The sequence below is a fragment of the Blastomonas sp. RAC04 genome, assembly GCF_001713435.1.
GTDB lineage: Bacteria > Pseudomonadota > Alphaproteobacteria > Sphingomonadales > Sphingomonadaceae > Blastomonas > Blastomonas fulva.
On sequence record NZ_CP016460.1, the window covers coordinates 2,105,137 to 2,121,234 of the forward strand.

Sequence of the window (16,098 nt, forward strand, 5' to 3'; positions counted from 1 at the left end):
ATCTCATCTGCAACTTTCTATTTTTTTATCGGTAAAGTGGGAGATATTAGACGGCTCATCCGGATCCTGCAGGTCGAGTTCCCACCTCGTCATGCGAACATCTCGGTCGCGGATTCGCGCTGGGATAGGATATTGGGTGATGCTTGCATCGGATCGGGTCGCAGCCGGAATCCATGGGGCATCACCCACGTTTTTTGTTCAGCCGCCTCTTCGATGTCGTCCAAATAGTTTGGGTAGACCGATGTGTATTGCGGCCAAGCCACTATTTGTTCTTCGAAGGCTTCATCGTGACCGGCGGCATTCCAAATTCAAAACCTAAAGAATGGCAAAGTTTGAAACATTGAGCACAGCAAGCCACATCCGCGTGCCCGTCATGGAGCTCCAATCCTCTAAATCACCTGTCGGTTCCTGACAGGACGCGGATCGATGCCTCATCGCATCTTGCTTGTTGCAGGGTTTTTCCCGCCATACTCCCCGCTGGGTGCAGTGCGGGCGCCGATGCTGGTGCGCTGGTGGCGCGATCAGGGCCATGATGTGCGCGTGATTGCACTGGAGAACCCGGCGATCGCCGGCCAACTGGATCACTGCCTTGCACCAGAGGCGGTCAGGTACATCCCCTTCGGCCAGGCATCCCCGCCCCTCGTACAGACGGTGGGCAGCGTCAAGAAGCTGCTGGTCAAACGCGAGAGCCGCTCCAATCCCTATCTGGCAAGCCTCCAGACGCTGTATCGCCAGATCGCCCATTTTCCCGACCGGTATCACAGCTGGATCAAGCCGGCGGTGGCGCAGGCCGTCGCGATGGCGGAAGAATGGCAGCCCGACCTCATCTACTCCACCGCACCACCGCATTCCGGCCATGTCGTGGCCTGCCAGATCGCGCGGCGATTGAACCGGCCCTGGCTTGCCGAACTGCGCGACCTCTGGGCGGGCAACCCCTATAACGATGGCCACCCGCTGTTCGATCCGATCCAGCGGCGCCACGCCTGGGGCACCCTGGCCCAGGCGGCGGGCCATGTCGCGCTCACTCGCGGTGCAGCCAGTCGCGTCAGCCGCGCGCTCCGTCGGCCGGTGACGCTGAGCTATAACGGCTTTGGCGCGGATGATTTCGATACCCTCGACACGGTGTCCGCGCATGATCCTGACCGGCTGACCATCGTCCATGCCGGAATCATCTATGCCGGCCAGCGCGAGCCGACCGTGCTGCTGGCGGCCCTGGCCAAGCTCGATGCCTCGGTGCGCGCGCGCATCCGGGTCGTTTTCTTCCACGACGAGGAATCGGCGGTGGTATCGGGCGCCGCGCATTTCGGCGTCGCGGACTGCATCGAGCTGCGTCAGCCTGTCCCGCGCCGCGATATCCTGAAGCTTGAGCGCGAGGCCGATGTCTTGCTACTCTGCCGCTGGAACGACCCGGCCGAGGACTCGATCATTCCGGGCAAGGTCTTCGAGTACATTGGCGCCCGGCGCCCGATCCTGACAATCGGGTCGGATACCGGCGAAGCAGCGGATATCGTGCGAGCAGGACCCTTTGGCGTGGTGATGACCCATCCGGACGATATCGCCCGCCAACTGGTCGAATGGCTGGCGCAAAAGGACGCCCATGGCGGCCGACTGCCCGATCTGCCCGAAGGTCCGACCCATGCCTATCTTCGCGAAACCCAGTTTCAACAAGTGGATGCAGCCATTGCCGAAATCCTCCGTTAGCCCGGCCTTGAGGCCCGATATCCATGGATAAGGGCATGCTTGCGGCCTTGAAAACTGCTGCCCGCGATGTGCTTGATTGTCGGCCCTGGGTTTCCGGACATGGCGCCTATCTGCTCCACCAGGTCAGCGGTCGTGGCTCGATCGACGAGGCTGGCGCGCACGATGACGCGGCGATGCGCGCTGCCGCCTGCTGGCTCGCCGCCGCACAGGACAGCCAGAACGATGGCGGCTTTTCAGGGCGTTACAAGCTCGCGCGCGGGTGGTCATCCAGCTACCCGGAAACCACCGGCTATATCATTCCCACCCTGCTGAAGCTTGCTGACCTATGGGACGAGCCGGAATGGCACGACCGTGCGGCGCGGGCGATCGACTTTCTGCTGGGCCTGCAACTGCCCGATGGTGCCTTTCCCGGGGGAGAGGTGCTGGAAAACCGCACTAGGCCATCGCCGTTCAACAGCGCCCAGATCCTGCATGGGTTGACCCATTGGGCGCGCAGCACGGGCGACACCGGCGCTCAGACCGCTGCTGCCCGCTGCGCGGCGTGGCTGATGTCGGTGCAGGACGAAGACGGTGCCTTTCGCCGCCATTTCTATCTGGATGTCGCTGCAACCTATGCGGCTCATCTGAGCTGCTGGCTGGCTGAATATGGCGAAGCCTTTGGCGACAGCGCGGCACTGGCCAGCGCGGAACGGCATCTCGACTGGGTCCTTGCGCAACAGGACAGGGCAACCGGCTGGTTCGACCTGGCCGGATTTACCGACGACCAGCATAGTGGCCGAACCGCCTATACCCACACCATCGCCTATACGGTGGCCGGTGTCCTGACGAGCAGCCTGATCCTGAAACGCGAAGACGGGATTGCCGCGGCGCGCCAGGCTTCCGAAGGGATCATGCGGCGGCTCGAACTGTCCCGGTGGCTCCCCGGGGTGCTCGACTGGCGCTGGCGCGAGGTGGAACACCCGCAATGCCTGACCGGCAATGCCCAGATGGCGCTGATCTGGTTTGCCCTGACGCGGCATGAAGGCGACTGGCGCTTTGCAAATGCGGGCTTCAAGGCGCTCGACCTGGTCAAGCACGCGCAGCTGCGCGACAATGTGAACCCGGGACTGGCCGGAGGGATCGGCGGATCGGACCCGGTATGGGGCAGCTACATTCCCAAGGCGCTGCCCAATTGGGCCGCGAAATACTTCATCGACGCCCTGATCGAAAAGCGCGCGCTGCTGCAGGCGGCCGGCACGCCGCCATGAAGATCGCGCTGCTCACGCATCGGCATTCCTTCAAATGTGCAGTGATCGGCTCCGCGCTGGCGGCGCGCGGCGTGCAACCCGATGTGATCGTCTGCGAGCAACCACCTCTCGCGCCCGCCGGAGCACGGCTGCGCCAGCTGATCCTGGAGCGCGGACCGCGGGGCCTGACGGACAAGCTGCTCTCGAAGTTCGGCACTCGACGCGAGGACGGGACAACAGAGCCGGGCCATTCCGGCCAAAGGCTGGATGCGGCCAGCTATGCCGCGCAGCACGCCATCCCGCTTGTCGACCTGCCCGACCTTGCATCTTCGGCATCGCTCGATCGGCTTCGGGCAGAAGCAATCGACCTGATGATCCATTCAGGCGCCGGCATATTGCGCGCGCCGCTGCTCGCTCTGCCCCGGCTTGGCGTGCTCAATGCGCATATGGGGGTGCTGCCACGCTATCGCGGGATGAATGTCGCCGAATGGGCAGCGTGGGAAAACGGCCCGCTGGGCGCCACGCTGCACTGGATCGATCCCGGCATCGATACCGGACGGATCATCTCAACCGTCCCTGTCGCCCGGCAAGGCCTGCGCGATGTCGCCACGCTGCGCCACGCAGTGGATCAGGCCCAGACCGCAGCGCTCGCGGATTTGGTGGCACGGATGGTGGCGAGCGGTGAGCCGCCTGCGGCGACACCCCAGCGGCGCGAGGATGGGCGGCAGTATTTCACCATGCATCCGCTGATCGTCGAGGTGCTCGAACAGCGCCTGACTCAATCGGCATAGGCTGCGCACCAGCGATCGAACATCGCGATACCCCACAGTTGTTCCAGCGCACGGCGTTCGTTGGCGCAGGCGCGCGCGACGATCGGCTGAAGGCCATCGAGCGATATCCAGTTGTGGAATTCCCGGCTGACCGGAACATAGCCGCCTGCATCGCGCAGCCGCTCGGCAAACCATGGGAATATCGGCAGCGGGAAACCCCGCTTGGGCGCATTCAGCACCGCATCGGGCAAGCGCGTGGCGACAAAATCACGCAGCACCGCCTTGGTGCGGAATTGTCCCTGCGCGCCGATCCTCGCCTCTATCGGCGTCTTCTGGCACCATTCGACCAGCGGCAGGTGCAGGAAGGGCACGCGCGTTTCCAGCGATGCCGCCATGGCCATCTTGTCCGCCTTCATCAGCAGATCCTCGACCAGCCAGGTGCCGAAATCGGCCTGCTGGCTTTGCGCCAGCGGGTTGACCGTATCTGCAAGGCTGTACCAGCCCTGCACCAGATCGAAGCTGGGCACCATCGGCGGACCTCGCCAGAACGCCGCCTTTTCGGCATCACTGATCGTCCAGCCGATGTGCGCAGCCATGCCCCGGCGATAGGCGCCAGGCCCCCCTTTCGCCATCGCGCGCAAGATCGATGCGCGATCGGGCGAGACGAAACGCGCGGCCAGACCCAGCAAGGACCGGGGCACATGGCCATAGCGCCGCTCCACTTTGGCCAGGGTGGCAAGGTCGGTTGCGCGGGTATAGCCAAGCAGCAGCTCATCCGCGCCTTCGCCCGACATCGCGACCTTTACATGCTCGCTCGCCTTGCAGGAGAGCAGATAGAGCGCAGCGCCGGTCGCATCGCCATAGGGCTCGTCAAAGGCGCGGACCACATCGTCGAGTGCATCGAAATAGTCGGCCCGCGCCATGCGGATTTCATGATGCGTCGTGCCGAACCGCTCGGCAACGGCGCGCGCCAGCGGCAATTCGTCATCGCCGCCCGCGCCATCGCCGCTGATCGAGAAGGTGTGGAAATCGCGATGGCCAAGCTGGCTCGCCGCCGCCACGATCGCCCCGGAATCGAGCCCGCCCGAGAGAAACGCGCCAACCGGCACATCGGCCGCAATAATGTGGCTGTCGACCGCTGCGATGAACTGGTCGGCAAATTCGCGGGCATAATCCCGCCCCGGCTCGAGCGCCCCGGGTGTCAGATCGGCACGCCAGTAGGTTTCGATGGTCTGGCGGCCATCGCCAAGGTTGCGCCTGAGCATCTGGCCTGGGCCAAGCTTGCCGATGCCGGCCCAGATCGTGCGATCAGGCGCCATGAAGCGGAGGGACAGATAGTCCCAAACCGCCTGCGGATCGATTGCAGGCCGGCCCGGCAGCGCGGCGAGGATCGCCTTGATCTCGCTGGCAAAGAGGAATTCGCCGTCATGTTCCGCAATATAGAGCGGCTTGATGCCGACCTGATCGCGCGCGAGGATCAGCTCGTTGCTGCGCGGATCATGGATCGCAATCGCGAACATGCCGTGCAGGCGGGCAAAGGCCGCCACCCCTTCGGCATGATAGAGATTGAGGATGACCTCGGTGTCCGATCGGGTCCGGAAGACATAGCCTCTGGATTTAAGCTCGACGCGCAACGACTGGAAATTGTAGATCTCGCCGTTGAAGACAATGGTGACGCCATCCGAAGTCATCATCGGCTGGTGGCCGGTGCTGAGATCGATGATCGCCAGCCGCCGCATCGCCAGGGCAAGCCCGGGTGCAAGATGCACGCCAGCATCGTCGGGCCCACGGTGGACGATCGCCGCGTTCATGGCGGCTATACGGCTTGCCAGCCGATCCGGAGCGTCTGCAGATAACAGTCCAACAATGCCGCACATCGCCCGATACTTAGCGAAAAACGGTTAGCAAAACACTATTCGATGCATCGCCCCACGTGTTTCGGAGTCTCATCCTACAGCTAACCGATCGAAGTCATGTAATCGCGCCGGGTTGTCCAGTTCCCGGCAGAAAGGCAATTCGCCCCGGGCAAACCAGAATGCGGCTCCTGCAAGCCAGAGCCCCAGCGACCGTCGTCCAGCCGCAACCGGTGATTTGGCCTTTTTCTCTCACAACCCCAGATCGTCGAGGCCCGGATGATCATCTGGCCTGCGGCCTAGCGGCCAGTGAAATTTGCGCTCGGCTTGCGTGATCGGGTGTTCGTTGATGCTGGCAAAGCGCCTGGCCATCAGGCCGTCTGCATCAAACTCCCAGTTCTCGTTGCCATAGGCGCGGAACCACTGGCCGCTGTCATCATGATATTCATAGGCATAGCGAACCGCGATGCGGTTGCCGCCGAATGTCCACAACTGCTTGATCAGGCGATAGTCGAGCTCGCGGTTCCATTTGCGGGTCAGGAATGCCTCGATCTCGGCATGGCCTGTCGGGAACTCGGCGCGGTTGCGCCATTGGCTGTCGCGCGTGTAGGCCAGAGTCACCTTGGCAGCGTTGCGGCTGTTCCAGCCATCCTCGGCCAGGCGGACCTTCTCGCGCGCGGAATCTTCTGTGAACGGGGGCAGAGGCGGACGGGACATCGGGCAGTTCCTTTTTGGCTGAAACTCAATGGGACACCATGGGAGCGCGAGCAGCGATCATGGGCGGTTCGTTGCAAGGGCTTGCGCATTCCATTGCCCTCGCCAGCTGACGAAAGCCGCTTTTCTGGACGGAGGGCCCGCCGGGGAGCAGCGTCAGCAGGGCAATGGCGGCCATCAGCAGCGGCAACAGAACCTTTTTGTTTGCGCCAGGCGTCGGTCGATCTCCCAGTTGCGAGTCGATCAGCACCATGGCCTCTGCCGAGAGGCCGAGGTGCAGGTTGGCATGCGGGTCGCAGGTCATAGTTCGATCTCCAAGGCTTCGCTGCCATCGGCGGGAACCGCCGAGCAGACCAGGATTTCGCCGGGACCGACCGGCGCGGTGGGTGGAACGGGATAGGCGACCTTGCCCTTGAGCAGCCGCACCGCACACGATCCGCACGATCCGGCGCGGCAGCTGTGCTCGGGCTTCAATCCGCGCGATTCTGCCAGCTCGAGCAACGAACCGCTGGCGGGCTGCCAGCGCGCTTCCTTGGCCGATGCGGTGAACACCACCGTGACGCTGGTGGCGGAGGGTTGTGGAAGCTGCGGAACGGCTGCGCCCTGGTCCGGCCTGCGGACCAGAGCGGACGGACCGAACGCCTCGGCGTGGATGCGCGCGTCGGTGACGCTCAGATCGCGCAGGCCGTCGTACAGGTCCTGCATAAAGCCGCCCGGGCCGCACAGATAGAAGTCGTGATCACCAAAGGGCAGGATCTGGCGGAAGGTGTCCGCCGTCAGCCGGCCCACGCCATCATGGTCGCGGCCGGTCCGCTCATGGGGGCCCGGCTGGCTGACGATGCGCACAACCCTGACTGCGCCCTGCGCAGCGGCGACCAGCGCATCGATCTCGGCATCGAAAGCGCGTTCCGCCCGGTTGCGCGCGGTGTGGATCAGCCAGGTCTGGCGAGTGCTGCGGGTACGCAGCCCCTCGAAGACGACCTGCCGCAGCATCGCCAGCATCGGCGTGATCCCGACACCTGCAGCGACCAGCACTGCCGGGCGGGTGGCTGCAGCATCGATGGTGAAGCCACCTGCGGGGGCCTTGGCCTCGATAACACTGCCTTGCCGCACATGATCGTGCAAGAACCGCGAGACACGGCCATCGCGCTTCACACTGATGCGATAGCCGGCGTCGGACGGCGCGCAGGAAATTGTGTACGTCCGCAAGATCGGGTCGGTATCGCCCGGCAGCGTGACCCGGATCGGCAGATGCTGGCCCGCCTTGTGGGCGATCAGCCCCTTGCCGTCGTTCGGCATCAGATGGAACGAGCGGATCGTGCTGCTTTCGTCGACGACATCGGTGACCACAAAGGGCCGCCAGCTTCTGGCGAGAGCTTCGGCCTCGATGCGCCGGGTCGCGGTGTCCCAGTCTCCCGTCATCAATGCATTGGGCGACCAGCCGTTCGTGCGCATCGCCCAGCGCAGCGCCAGCGCGCCGCGCCGCAGGATGATCCGGCGCGGGCTGAAGGTCCACAGCCGCTCCGCGCCTTGGAAGGCCGAAATTTCCGGAGAGTCGAGAATGACCTCAGCCGTGCCGGTCATCTGCACGACATCTCCTGTCGCAAAATCGGTAAAAACCAGGCCGGCGCGCGGATTGACCAGGATGTTGCCCAATGTGTTGAAGAACAGGTTGCCGGCAAAATCGGGAATGGTGAGCGTGCCGCCCGGATCGATCCGCACGAAGCCGCTCTTGCCGCCGCGGTGCGACACATCGACCTGACGGCCCGCATCGGTATCGACATAAGAGGCGACGAAGAAGGTGTCTGCGGCAGCGACGATTTCACGGGCCAGGCCGTCGAGGACAACCGCTTCCTCGCGCTGGGCCTGCGAGGGGAGCGCAGGATCGCGTACGAAGGAAAAGTCGCGCAGCTGAATGTATTGGGGGCAGTTGCCGTAGCTTTGAACGACCTCGACACGGTGCCCATCCGCGCCGGTGCGGCGGAGCGTGCCGTTCATCCGGTTGCGGCGGCGGGTATGGAGCTCGATCCCGAGCAGCCCCACCGCATCGCCATCGCCGAGCCCGGCATCTGCCGGGTCGAGAAGGTCGCGCTGCAGCGCAAAGTCCAGCGTGCGGGGATCGGGCGAGGACACGAAACCGGGATTGCCCACCGCCAGTGTCGCCCAGGCGTCTCCCTGCGGATCGACCGCGCCCACCACGATCACCGGCAGCTGCTCATAGAAGTCGCGGTGCTGATCGGGCATGAAGTCACGCACGATTTTGCCCCCGATTGTGGTCATCCGATCGGCGGCGCCGACCGTCTGCTGCATCGCCACCTCGCCTGCGTGCCAGGGTGCTTTTGGATCGGTGGGTGTCATGTCGAACTCCTCTGGCGATGCGGGAAAGGCGGGCTGGCAGCGTGTTCGGGGGGCGCTGCCAGCCCGGCGGGACGATCAGGCGGCGATGCGCAGCCCTGCGACGGTGCGCTGGAAGGGCGCAAACCCTTCGAGCGCCTCGATCCGGCGCAACCAGGCGAGGACCTGCGGATAGCCAGCGAGATCGACATTGCCCTCGGGCGCGTTGGCGATGTAGCTGTACAGCGCGATATCGGCGATCGTCGGCTGAGCGGCGCCGATGATCCAGTTGCGCCCCTTGAGTTCGGCATCGATCTGGCCCAGCACTGCATGGGCGCGCGCAATAACTTCCTCAGCGTTGAACTTCGCCCCGAACACGGTGATCAGGCGGGCTGCGGCCGGGCCGAAGGCGATCTGTCCGGCGGCGACCGACAGCCAGCGCTGAACAGCGGCCGCGCCCTCAGCGGTATCGGGCAGCCAGTCGGTGCGGCCGAACTTGCGCGCGGCATACACGAGGATCGCATTGGAATCCGCGATCACGGTGTCGCCATCGATCAGCACTGGCAGCTGCCCGAAGCGGTTGAGCTGGAGAAATTCGGGCTTCTTGTGCTCGCCTGCAGCGAGATCGACCACGATCTCTTCGACGTCTGCACCGATCAGCGAAAGGAACAGGCTGGCGCGGTGCGCATGGCCGGAGAGCGGGTGGGTATAGAGTTTCATCTGGCATTCCTTCGGTTGGGGGCCGGTCGAACCGGATGCCCAAGAGATACGCTGATCGCGCGCTTGGAAGAATGACCGGCGAATGAAAGAAACTATTCCATCTGACGAAACAATGTTAAGCACCGGCAATGGATCGATTGCATGCCATGCAGGTGTTCGCCGCCGTCGCGCGCAGTGGCGGCTTCGCGGCGGCCGCGCGGCAGCTGGGAATGAGCCCACCTGCGGTGACCCGGGCGATCGCGGCGTTGGAAGACCGCATCGGGACAAGGCTGTTCAGCCGCACCACCCGCAGTGTCTCGCTGACCGAGGCGGGGCATCGCTATCTGGTCGATGTCGAGCGGCTTCTACAGGAACTGGACGATGCCGAGGCTGCAGCGCAGGGGCTGCATGCCTCTCCGCGGGGGTTGCTCACCATCACTGCCCCGGTGATGTTCGGCCGATTGTACATCGCGCCGATCCTGCTCGACTTCCTTGACCAGCATCCCGATGTGACCGGACGGCTTCTGCTGCTGGACAGGGTGACCAACCTGCTGGAAGAGGGCATGGATGTCGCGCTGCGCATCAGCCATCTTGGCGATTCCAGCATGGCCGCCATCCGTGTCGGTTCGGTGCGGTCGGTGATCTGTGCGTCGCCCGACTATCTCAAGCGCCACGCCGTCCCCCAGCATCCAGGTGACCTTGCCGCTCACCGTCTGATCGTCGCGACAAGCTCGCTCGGCATTCAGGAATGGCGCTTCGGCAAGGATGACAGCCTTGCGGTGCGCATCAACCCGGCGCTGGTGTGCAATTCCAACGCCGCGGTGGTCCAGGCAGTCGAGAGCGGTTGGGGAATCAGCCGGCTGCTATCCTATCAGGTCGGCCCGTCGATTGCCGCAGGCCGCATAAGGCTGGTGCTGGAAAGCTTCGAACGCGCCCCTCTGCCCGTGCATCTGGTCCACCTCGAGGGCAGACGCGCCTCGGCGAAAGTTCGCGCCTTCATCGATTTTGCCGCCAGCAGGCTGCGTAGCGATCCGGTGATCAATCCTCGCTAGGTCCGCAGATCACCCACTTTCTTGACAGAAGCTGCCAGCAGCAGCGGGATCAGGTGGACAGGATCGGGGAAGAACGAAGCGCGCGCGCTCGTGCTTCGATTGCGATGCGATAGCCGACGCCAGGCTTGTTGATGATCAGCCCGCAGCTGGCAGGATCGGCCTCCACCTTCTTGCGGAGTGCGCGCACGGCGACACGCTGATAATCCAGATCCTGCCGATGCGCCGGTCCCCAGACATGCTCGAGGAGGTTTTCGTGGGTGATCACCCGTCCGGGTCTGTCGGACAATGTCCGACCGCTTTGGCGCCACGATCAGGCCCTCGCAGCCGGCAACTGCAAGCCAGCATTGTGACAGATTTTTTACGTCAGCCTCGATCTTTTCGCCAATTGTCCTATAGCCCCCTCTTGGTGCGCGGCGGAAGGCACGAACTTACCAAGGACTTTTGAATGACCGTAACCCTTTACTCATCTAATCCGCCAGCTTCTGCACGGCAGCGGCCATGAGCGCCGTAAGCCGGATACAAGGCAATCTGCTCGCGGCTGCTGAACGCAGGCTGCTCAACTGGCTGTGCGCGCGCCTGCCTGCATGGGTGTCTCCCGATGGTCTGACGTTGATGGGATTTTGCGGCGCATTGACCATCTTTGCAGGCTATGGTCTCAGCCTGTACCGGATCGAATGGCTTTGGCTGGCGATTGCCGGATTCTTCATCAACTGGTTTGGCGATTCGCTGGATGGCAGCCTGGCACGCTACCGCAAGATCGAGCGGCCAAATTACGGCTACTTCATCGATCACAGCATGGATGCCTTGTCCAACCTGATCATCGTCGTGGGTCTGGGTCTGACTGCTTTCATTCGCATGGATGTCGCGATGTTCGCGCTGGGCAGCTATCTGCTGTTATCGATCCACACATTTCTGGCGGCCCGTGTCACAGGCGAATTTCGGTTGTCCTATCTGGCTGCCGGACCCACCGAATTGCGGCTCATCCTGATCGCTATGAGCCTTGCGATGTTCACCACACGGCCGACAACGGTGATGGGCACGGGCCTTTCCCCATTTGATCTGTTCATCACTGCCATGGGCGCAGGGATGATGGTCCTGTTCATCGTCCAGACTGCGGTCACCGGGCGCAAGCTGCACGCACTGAGAAAATAATCCCGGTTAGAGGCGTCCAAGGCCACACTTTCAGGACACTGCGCGCCGACGCGACCTGGATGCTTTCAGGCGTCTCGCAGGCTCATTGCCACCGCCTCGGCAATCTTGATCCCATCGACAGCGGCCGAAAGGATGCCCCCGGCATAGCCCGCACCTTCGCCTGCTGGAAAAAGCCCCAAGGTGTTCAGGCTTTGAAAATTGTCACCCCGGGTAAAGCGGATCGGGGATGACGTGCGGGTCTCGACGCCAGTCATCAGAACGTCGGGGTGATCATAACCCGGAATCTGCCGACCGAATACGGGAAGCGCCTCGCGCATCGCGACGACGGCATAGTCGGGCAGGCATTGCGCAAGATCCGTCATGTGCACGCCGGGTTTGTAGGATGGAATGACCGACCCAAGCGCTTGAGAGGGGCGACCCGCCAGAAAGTCGCCCAGCCTTTGGGCCGGGGCCTTGTAGCTCGATCCACCCGCGACATAGGCCAGCGACTCCCAGTGGCGTTGCAGCTCTATCCCTGCGAGCGGATCGCCCGGGAAGTCGCGCGCGGGATCGATCGCGACCACCAAGCCGGAGTTCGCGTTGCGCTCGTTGCGTGAATACTGGCTCATGCCGTTGGTGGCTACGCGGCCTTCTTCGGACGTCGCAGCGACCACGGTGCCGCCGGGGCACATGCAGAAGCTGTAGACCGTCCGGTCATTACTGCAGTGGTGCGAAATGTGATATTCGGCTGCACCGAGAATGGGGTTGCCTGCATCGACGCCGAAGCGCGATCTGTCGATCCACGATTGCGGGTGTTCTATCCTGACCCCGATTGAAAACGGTTTGGCCTCGACATGGACCCCGGCGGCATGCAGCATCGCAAACGTGTCGCGCGCACTGTGGCCGATCGCCAGCACGACATGATCGGCCTCCAGATACGCACCGGTGCTCAGGTGGATGCCGCGAACCCGGCGATCGCCCCTGGAGTCGATGGCAATGTCTATTCCATCGACGCGGCTTGAGAAGCGATATTCGCCGCCGAGCTCCTCGATGGTCCTGCGCATGCTCTCGACCATCGTCACCAGCCGGAACGTCCCGATATGCGGATGCGCCTCGGTCAGGATCTCGGCCGGTGCCCCGGCCTTGACGAATTCGGTCAGAACCTTGCGGTCGCGATTGCACGGATCCTTGATCCGGCTGTAAAGCTTGCCATCGGAGAATGTGCCCGCACCCCCCTCCCCGAATTGGGCGTTCGATTCCGGATTGAGGACCCCGCGTCGCCAAAGGCCCCAGGTGTCCTTGGTCCGCTCACGAACGACCTTGCCCCGGTCGAGGATGATGGGTCGAAATCCCATCTGGGCCAGTATCAGCCCGGCGAAAAGGCCGCATGGCCCTGCGCCGATGACCACGGGCCGCTTCGAAGTGCCGCTTGCAGGTGCCTTGGCGACCAGATGATAACGAGGGTCCGGGGTGCGCTGGACGTTGCGATCCTTGCGAAAGCGCGCGAGCACCGCGGTCTCGTCCTTCACGTTCACATCGACGCAATAGACCAGCTGGATGTTGGCCTTGTCGCGCGCATCATGCCCGCGGCGCGCAACGACGTGGCGAATCAGATCGCGTGGGCCGATCCGCAGCCGCTTGCAGATGGCGGCGGGCAGCGCTTCGTCCGGATGATGGAGCGGCAGGGTGAGTTCGGTGATGCGGAGCATTGTGCAACGTTAGTAGACGGATGGCACAGAATGCCAATCACTCATGTGCAGCCTGTCGCAAACGCATTGTGCAGCAGAAGAATGGCCAGGTAACACCTCCGGGCCTGAGCCAAAGTGCTCGAAAATCCGCCGAAGCGCCGCCGTGTCGTGCTCATCCCGGGCAGTCTCGATGGCATCCGCAGCACAGCGCCCATGATGCCGCGACCAAGCATCTCACCGCACGCCTGCCTGGTGCATCAATAGCCGTGGTAATGGCCGACCTGATCGACAATGGCTGTTGAACACAGCGGCTGGGCGTATGGGGGAAGGATGAGGCCGGGCCGGATGCCGGATCACGCGAAAACTAATCGACGCCCTGACAGGATCGCAGGATGGCAACGCTATCTGACCAGGTTGGGTATCTCAAAGAGCATGACAATCATGAGCATTGGATGCTCAGGGAGTTGCATGACAGAAGGGTCAACCACATAAATGTCGGCTTCACCGAGGTTTCAGGTAGTCGCCCTGGCGGAGAGGGTGGGATTCGAACCCACGGTGAGCTCGCGCCCACGCCGCATTTCGAGTGCGGTACATTCGACCACTCTGCCACCTCTCCGGCCTGGCTGGGTCAGGGAACATGCCTTGACGCCCGAACGGGTTCCCGCAGTGCAGAAAGCGATGTGGTCGATCTGCGGGAAGGCGGGCCATTAGCGCAGGCATTGCGGCTTGCCAAGGGGAAACCTGCTGTGCAGATGCGGAAAGCTTGTATGCTGCGGCGCAACACCCTAGATTGAGGATATGAGCAACAATTCCTTCCGATCCGGCAATGACGATGCGTCGGGGGTCACCCAGTCTCCCGGCGGCGTGATCATGCCGCGCATATCCCGCGCGCGCTATGCGATTGGCGATGTGGTGCGGCATCGCATCTTCGATTTCCGCGGGGTGGTGTTCGATATCGACCCCGTGTTCGCCAACAGCGACGACTGGTACGAATCGATTCCCGAAGAGCTGCGCCCTGCCAAGGACCAGCCCTTCTATCACCTGTTCGCCGAGAATGCGGAGAACAGCTATATCGCCTATGTCAGCCAGCAGAACCTCGTGACCGACGACAGCGGCGAGCCGGTCGATCATCCCGCGGTGCCGCAATTGTTCGGTCCGTTCAGCGAGGGTCGCTACCGCCTGCGCACGATGCACTGATTTTCGGCCGTATCCGGGTTTAAGCCCGGATCAGGAGCGCAGCTTCCATCCCGAGCGCAGCAATGCGTAGCAGGCAAAGCCCAGCGCGACGTTGATCGCCAGCAACAACCCCGCGCCCAGCAGCAGCGGCGAATCGGCCGAGCCGATGAAGCCATAGCGGAAGCCCGAGATCACGTAGAAGAACGGGTTGGCGTGGCTGAGCGTGCGGAACGCTGGTGCCATCGCCTCGACCGAATAGAAGGTCCCCGAAAGCAGCGCGAGCGGGGCGACCACGAAGTTGGTGATGGCAGCGGCGTGATCGAACTTCTCGGCCCATATCGATGTCAGCACGCCCATGAACGCCAGCATCATCGCGCCCATCAGCCCGAACCACAATATTGCCAGCGGATGCTGCGGAGTCACGTCGATCCCCGGCCACAGCAGCATCGCCAGCCACACCGCTGCGCCGACCAGAAACGCGCGAGTGACCGCGGCGATGACCAGCGACACCAGCACTTCAAGCTCGGACAGCGGCGGCATCAGATAATCGATGATCGTGCCCTGGATCTTGCCGACCAGCAGCGAGAAGCTGGAATTGGCAAAGCTGTTCTGCATCATCGCCATCACGATCAGCCCGGGGGCGAGGAAATCGGCGAAGGGCACGTCCAGCACGGTGCGTCCGCTGCGCCCCAGAGCGACCGTGAATATCACCAGATACAGCATGGTGGTGATCGCCGGAGCCCAGATGGTTTGCAACTGGACCTTGAAGAACCGGCGCACCTCTTTCATATAGAGGGCTTTCAACCCTCCCCAGTTGATCGTGCCAATCCGGACGGTGCCTGGCTCTGCAAAGGCCGGACCCGTTCCCAATTCGGGCCGATTGCCCGCCGCAGCAGCGGCGGCGGAGGGATTTGGTGCTTGATCGTTCATGGTGGTTGCGCCTATCGGCGGACACCAGACCGGGCAAGCCCCAATTGGTCAAGAAGGAATTGCTGTTCATGTCATGGACCGACGAGCGCATCGATCAGCTCAAAACCATGTGGGAAAAAGGCCTCACCGCCAGCCAGATCGCTGAAGAGCTGGGCGGGGTCAGCCGTAACGCGGTGATCGGCAAGGCGCACCGCCTTGGCCTGAAGTCGCGTCCCTCGCCGGTGAAGCCGGGCGAGGCCAAGCCCAAGCCCGCCAAGAAAACGGAGGCACCCAAGCCCGCCAAAAAGGTCGAGGCTGAGGCTGCGAGCGATGCGCCGCCGTTCAAGGTCGACGCTCCTGCCCAGCCCGTGCGCGCCGCGCCGGCACCAGCCCCTGCACCTGCACCTGCTCCGCGCCCTGTCGAAGCCGCCGATGTGGCCGATGACGCGGACGAAGGCGATCTGGATGCCGGAGCCGACGCCGTTGCAGCCCCCAAGCCGCAGCCGCGCATCGTCTCGGTCGGTCCCGGCGGGTTCTTGCGTCAGGGCCCCGGCGACCAGCAGGCGCCGATTCCGCCTGCCCCGCCGCGCCGTCTGGTCCCTGCCCGTCCGAGCGCAGAGATTGCCGACAAGACCACATTGCTCGATCTGACCGACCGCATCTGCCGCTGGCCGATGGGTCACCCGGGCGAGCCGGATTTCCACTTCTGCGGCCAGGCGGTCAATCCGGGCTTCCCGTACTGCGTGGAACATTGCGGACGTGCCTATCAGGCGCAGCTGCCCCGCGGCACGCGTCGCCCGCCCCCGCCCATGCCGTTCGGCGGACCACGCGTCCGCTGATCAACC

At 63.5% G+C, this 16,098-nt stretch carries 15 protein-coding genes and 1 tRNA gene; 7 read left to right on the forward strand and 9 right to left on the reverse strand.

Annotated features, from left to right (window positions below; translation table 11 throughout):
• Window positions 1-426: 426 nt before the first annotated feature.
• Genes BSY18_RS10770 through BSY18_RS10780 form a run of 3 tightly spaced genes read left to right on the forward strand, consistent with a single transcriptional unit; the run spans window position 427 to window position 3,718 of the window.
• The gene (locus BSY18_RS10770; RefSeq protein ID WP_083231425.1) at window positions 427-1,701 is read left to right on the forward strand and encodes a glycosyltransferase; all 1,275 of its coding nucleotides are present in this window, start codon (window positions 427-429) and stop codon (window positions 1,699-1,701) included.
• A 23-nt stretch (window positions 1,702-1,724) separates the two neighbouring features.
• The gene (locus tag BSY18_RS10775; RefSeq protein WP_069050597.1) at window positions 1,725-2,948 is read left to right on the forward strand and encodes a prenyltransferase/squalene oxidase repeat-containing protein; all 1,224 of its coding nucleotides are present in this window, start codon (window positions 1,725-1,727) and stop codon (window positions 2,946-2,948) included.
• The gene (locus BSY18_RS10780; protein ID WP_069050598.1) at window positions 2,945-3,718 is read left to right on the forward strand and encodes a formyltransferase family protein; all 774 of its coding nucleotides are present in this window, start codon (window positions 2,945-2,947) and stop codon (window positions 3,716-3,718) included. The genes BSY18_RS10775 and BSY18_RS10780 overlap by 4 nt, the downstream gene beginning before the upstream one ends.
• On the opposite strand, the gene asnB is transcribed toward BSY18_RS10780, so the two are convergent.
• The 5 genes from asnB to BSY18_RS10805 form a co-directional block, all read right to left on the reverse strand.
• Window positions 3,706-5,574 carry an asparagine synthase (glutamine-hydrolyzing) gene (gene asnB, locus BSY18_RS10785; RefSeq protein ID WP_083231427.1) on the reverse strand — a complete coding sequence of 623 codons (1,869 nt, stop codon included), beginning with the start codon at window positions 5,572-5,574 and terminating at the stop codon, window positions 3,706-3,708. The two genes, BSY18_RS10780 and asnB, sit on opposite strands and share 13 nt — an antisense overlap.
• Window positions 5,575-5,802: 228 nt before the next feature.
• The gene (locus BSY18_RS10790) at window positions 5,803-6,267 is read right to left on the reverse strand and encodes a nuclear transport factor 2 family protein (RefSeq protein ID WP_054134177.1); all 465 of its coding nucleotides are present in this window, start codon (window positions 6,265-6,267) and stop codon (window positions 5,803-5,805) included.
• A 25-nt stretch (window positions 6,268-6,292) separates the two neighbouring features.
• The gene (locus BSY18_RS10795) at window positions 6,293-6,568 is read right to left on the reverse strand and encodes a hypothetical protein (protein WP_069050600.1); all 276 of its coding nucleotides are present in this window, start codon (window positions 6,566-6,568) and stop codon (window positions 6,293-6,295) included.
• Entirely contained in the window at window positions 6,565-8,622 is a 2,058-nt protein-coding gene (locus BSY18_RS10800; RefSeq protein WP_069050601.1) for a 2Fe-2S iron-sulfur cluster-binding protein, read from the reverse strand. The genes BSY18_RS10795 and BSY18_RS10800 overlap by 4 nt, the downstream gene beginning before the upstream one ends.
• Window positions 8,623-8,697: 75 nt before the next feature.
• The gene (locus BSY18_RS10805) at window positions 8,698-9,318 is read right to left on the reverse strand and encodes a glutathione S-transferase family protein (RefSeq protein WP_069050602.1); all 621 of its coding nucleotides are present in this window, start codon (window positions 9,316-9,318) and stop codon (window positions 8,698-8,700) included.
• Between the two features lie 128 nt (window positions 9,319-9,446).
• On the opposite strand from BSY18_RS10805, the gene BSY18_RS10810 reads away from it, so the two are divergent.
• A complete protein-coding gene (locus BSY18_RS10810) occupies window positions 9,447-10,349 on the forward strand; it encodes a LysR family transcriptional regulator (protein ID WP_069050603.1) in 903 nt (300 codons plus the stop codon).
• A 49-nt stretch (window positions 10,350-10,398) separates the two neighbouring features.
• On the opposite strand, the gene BSY18_RS10815 is transcribed toward BSY18_RS10810, so the two are convergent.
• The gene (locus BSY18_RS10815) at window positions 10,399-10,635 is read right to left on the reverse strand and encodes a winged helix-turn-helix domain-containing protein (protein WP_083231428.1); all 237 of its coding nucleotides are present in this window, start codon (window positions 10,633-10,635) and stop codon (window positions 10,399-10,401) included.
• Window positions 10,636-10,847: 212 nt separating this feature from the next.
• Between BSY18_RS10815 and BSY18_RS10820 the strand changes: the two genes are divergently transcribed.
• Complete coding sequence (locus BSY18_RS10820) at window positions 10,848-11,501, forward strand: CDP-alcohol phosphatidyltransferase family protein (protein WP_054134171.1); 654 nt, start codon at window positions 10,848-10,850, stop codon at window positions 11,499-11,501.
• Between the two features lie 65 nt (window positions 11,502-11,566).
• Here the strand turns inward: BSY18_RS10820 and BSY18_RS10825 are convergent, their stop codons facing one another.
• Together BSY18_RS10825 and BSY18_RS10830 are read right to left on the reverse strand one after the other, a co-directional pair.
• Complete coding sequence (locus BSY18_RS10825) at window positions 11,567-13,189, reverse strand: NAD(P)/FAD-dependent oxidoreductase (protein WP_069050605.1); 1,623 nt, start codon at window positions 13,187-13,189, stop codon at window positions 11,567-11,569.
• Between the two features lie 505 nt (window positions 13,190-13,694).
• A tRNA-Ser gene (locus BSY18_RS10830) sits at window positions 13,695-13,784 on the reverse strand.
• A gap of 254 nt (window positions 13,785-14,038) precedes the next feature.
• On the opposite strand from BSY18_RS10830, the gene hspQ reads away from it, so the two are divergent.
• A complete protein-coding gene (hspQ, locus tag BSY18_RS10835) occupies window positions 14,039-14,365 on the forward strand; it encodes a heat shock protein HspQ (RefSeq protein WP_054134365.1) in 327 nt (108 codons plus the stop codon).
• Window positions 14,366-14,395: 30 nt separating this feature from the next.
• Here the strand turns inward: hspQ and BSY18_RS10840 are convergent, their stop codons facing one another.
• Window positions 14,396-15,274 (reverse strand): ABC transporter permease, encoded by an 879-nt coding sequence (locus BSY18_RS10840; protein WP_069050606.1) that lies wholly within the window; start codon window positions 15,272-15,274, stop codon window positions 14,396-14,398.
• Between the two features lie 68 nt (window positions 15,275-15,342).
• Between BSY18_RS10840 and BSY18_RS10845 the strand changes: the two genes are divergently transcribed.
• The gene (locus BSY18_RS10845) at window positions 15,343-16,092 is read left to right on the forward strand and encodes a GcrA family cell cycle regulator (protein ID WP_054134364.1); all 750 of its coding nucleotides are present in this window, start codon (window positions 15,343-15,345) and stop codon (window positions 16,090-16,092) included.
• Window positions 16,093-16,098 lie beyond the last annotated feature (6 nt).

Coding starts and splice junctions, on each gene's coding strand:
- BSY18_RS10840 (WP_069050606.1), bottom strand. CDS start 15,274: ATGAACGATCAAGCACCAAATCCCTCCGCCGCCGCTGCTGCGGCGGGC.
- BSY18_RS10770 (WP_083231425.1), top strand. CDS start 427: ATGCCTCATCGCATCTTGCTTGTTGCAGGGTTTTTCCCGCCATACTCC.
- BSY18_RS10800 (WP_069050601.1), bottom strand. CDS start 8,622: ATGACACCCACCGATCCAAAAGCACCCTGGCACGCAGGCGAGGTGGCG.
- BSY18_RS10805 (WP_069050602.1), bottom strand. CDS start 9,318: ATGAAACTCTATACCCACCCGCTCTCCGGCCATGCGCACCGCGCCAGC.
- BSY18_RS10820 (WP_054134171.1), top strand. CDS start 10,848: ATGAGCGCCGTAAGCCGGATACAAGGCAATCTGCTCGCGGCTGCTGAA.
- hspQ (WP_054134365.1), top strand. CDS start 14,039: ATGCCGCGCATATCCCGCGCGCGCTATGCGATTGGCGATGTGGTGCGG.
- BSY18_RS10845 (WP_054134364.1), top strand. CDS start 15,343: ATGTCATGGACCGACGAGCGCATCGATCAGCTCAAAACCATGTGGGAA.
- BSY18_RS10775 (WP_069050597.1), top strand. CDS start 1,725: ATGGATAAGGGCATGCTTGCGGCCTTGAAAACTGCTGCCCGCGATGTG.
- BSY18_RS10780 (WP_069050598.1), top strand. CDS start 2,945: ATGAAGATCGCGCTGCTCACGCATCGGCATTCCTTCAAATGTGCAGTG.
- asnB (WP_083231427.1), bottom strand. CDS start 5,574: ATGTGCGGCATTGTTGGACTGTTATCTGCAGACGCTCCGGATCGGCTG.
- BSY18_RS10795 (WP_069050600.1), bottom strand. CDS start 6,568: ATGACCTGCGACCCGCATGCCAACCTGCACCTCGGCCTCTCGGCAGAG.
- BSY18_RS10810 (WP_069050603.1), top strand. CDS start 9,447: ATGGATCGATTGCATGCCATGCAGGTGTTCGCCGCCGTCGCGCGCAGT.
- BSY18_RS10790 (WP_054134177.1), bottom strand. CDS start 6,267: ATGTCCCGTCCGCCTCTGCCCCCGTTCACAGAAGATTCCGCGCGCGAG.
- BSY18_RS10825 (WP_069050605.1), bottom strand. CDS start 13,189: ATGCTCCGCATCACCGAACTCACCCTGCCGCTCCATCATCCGGACGAA.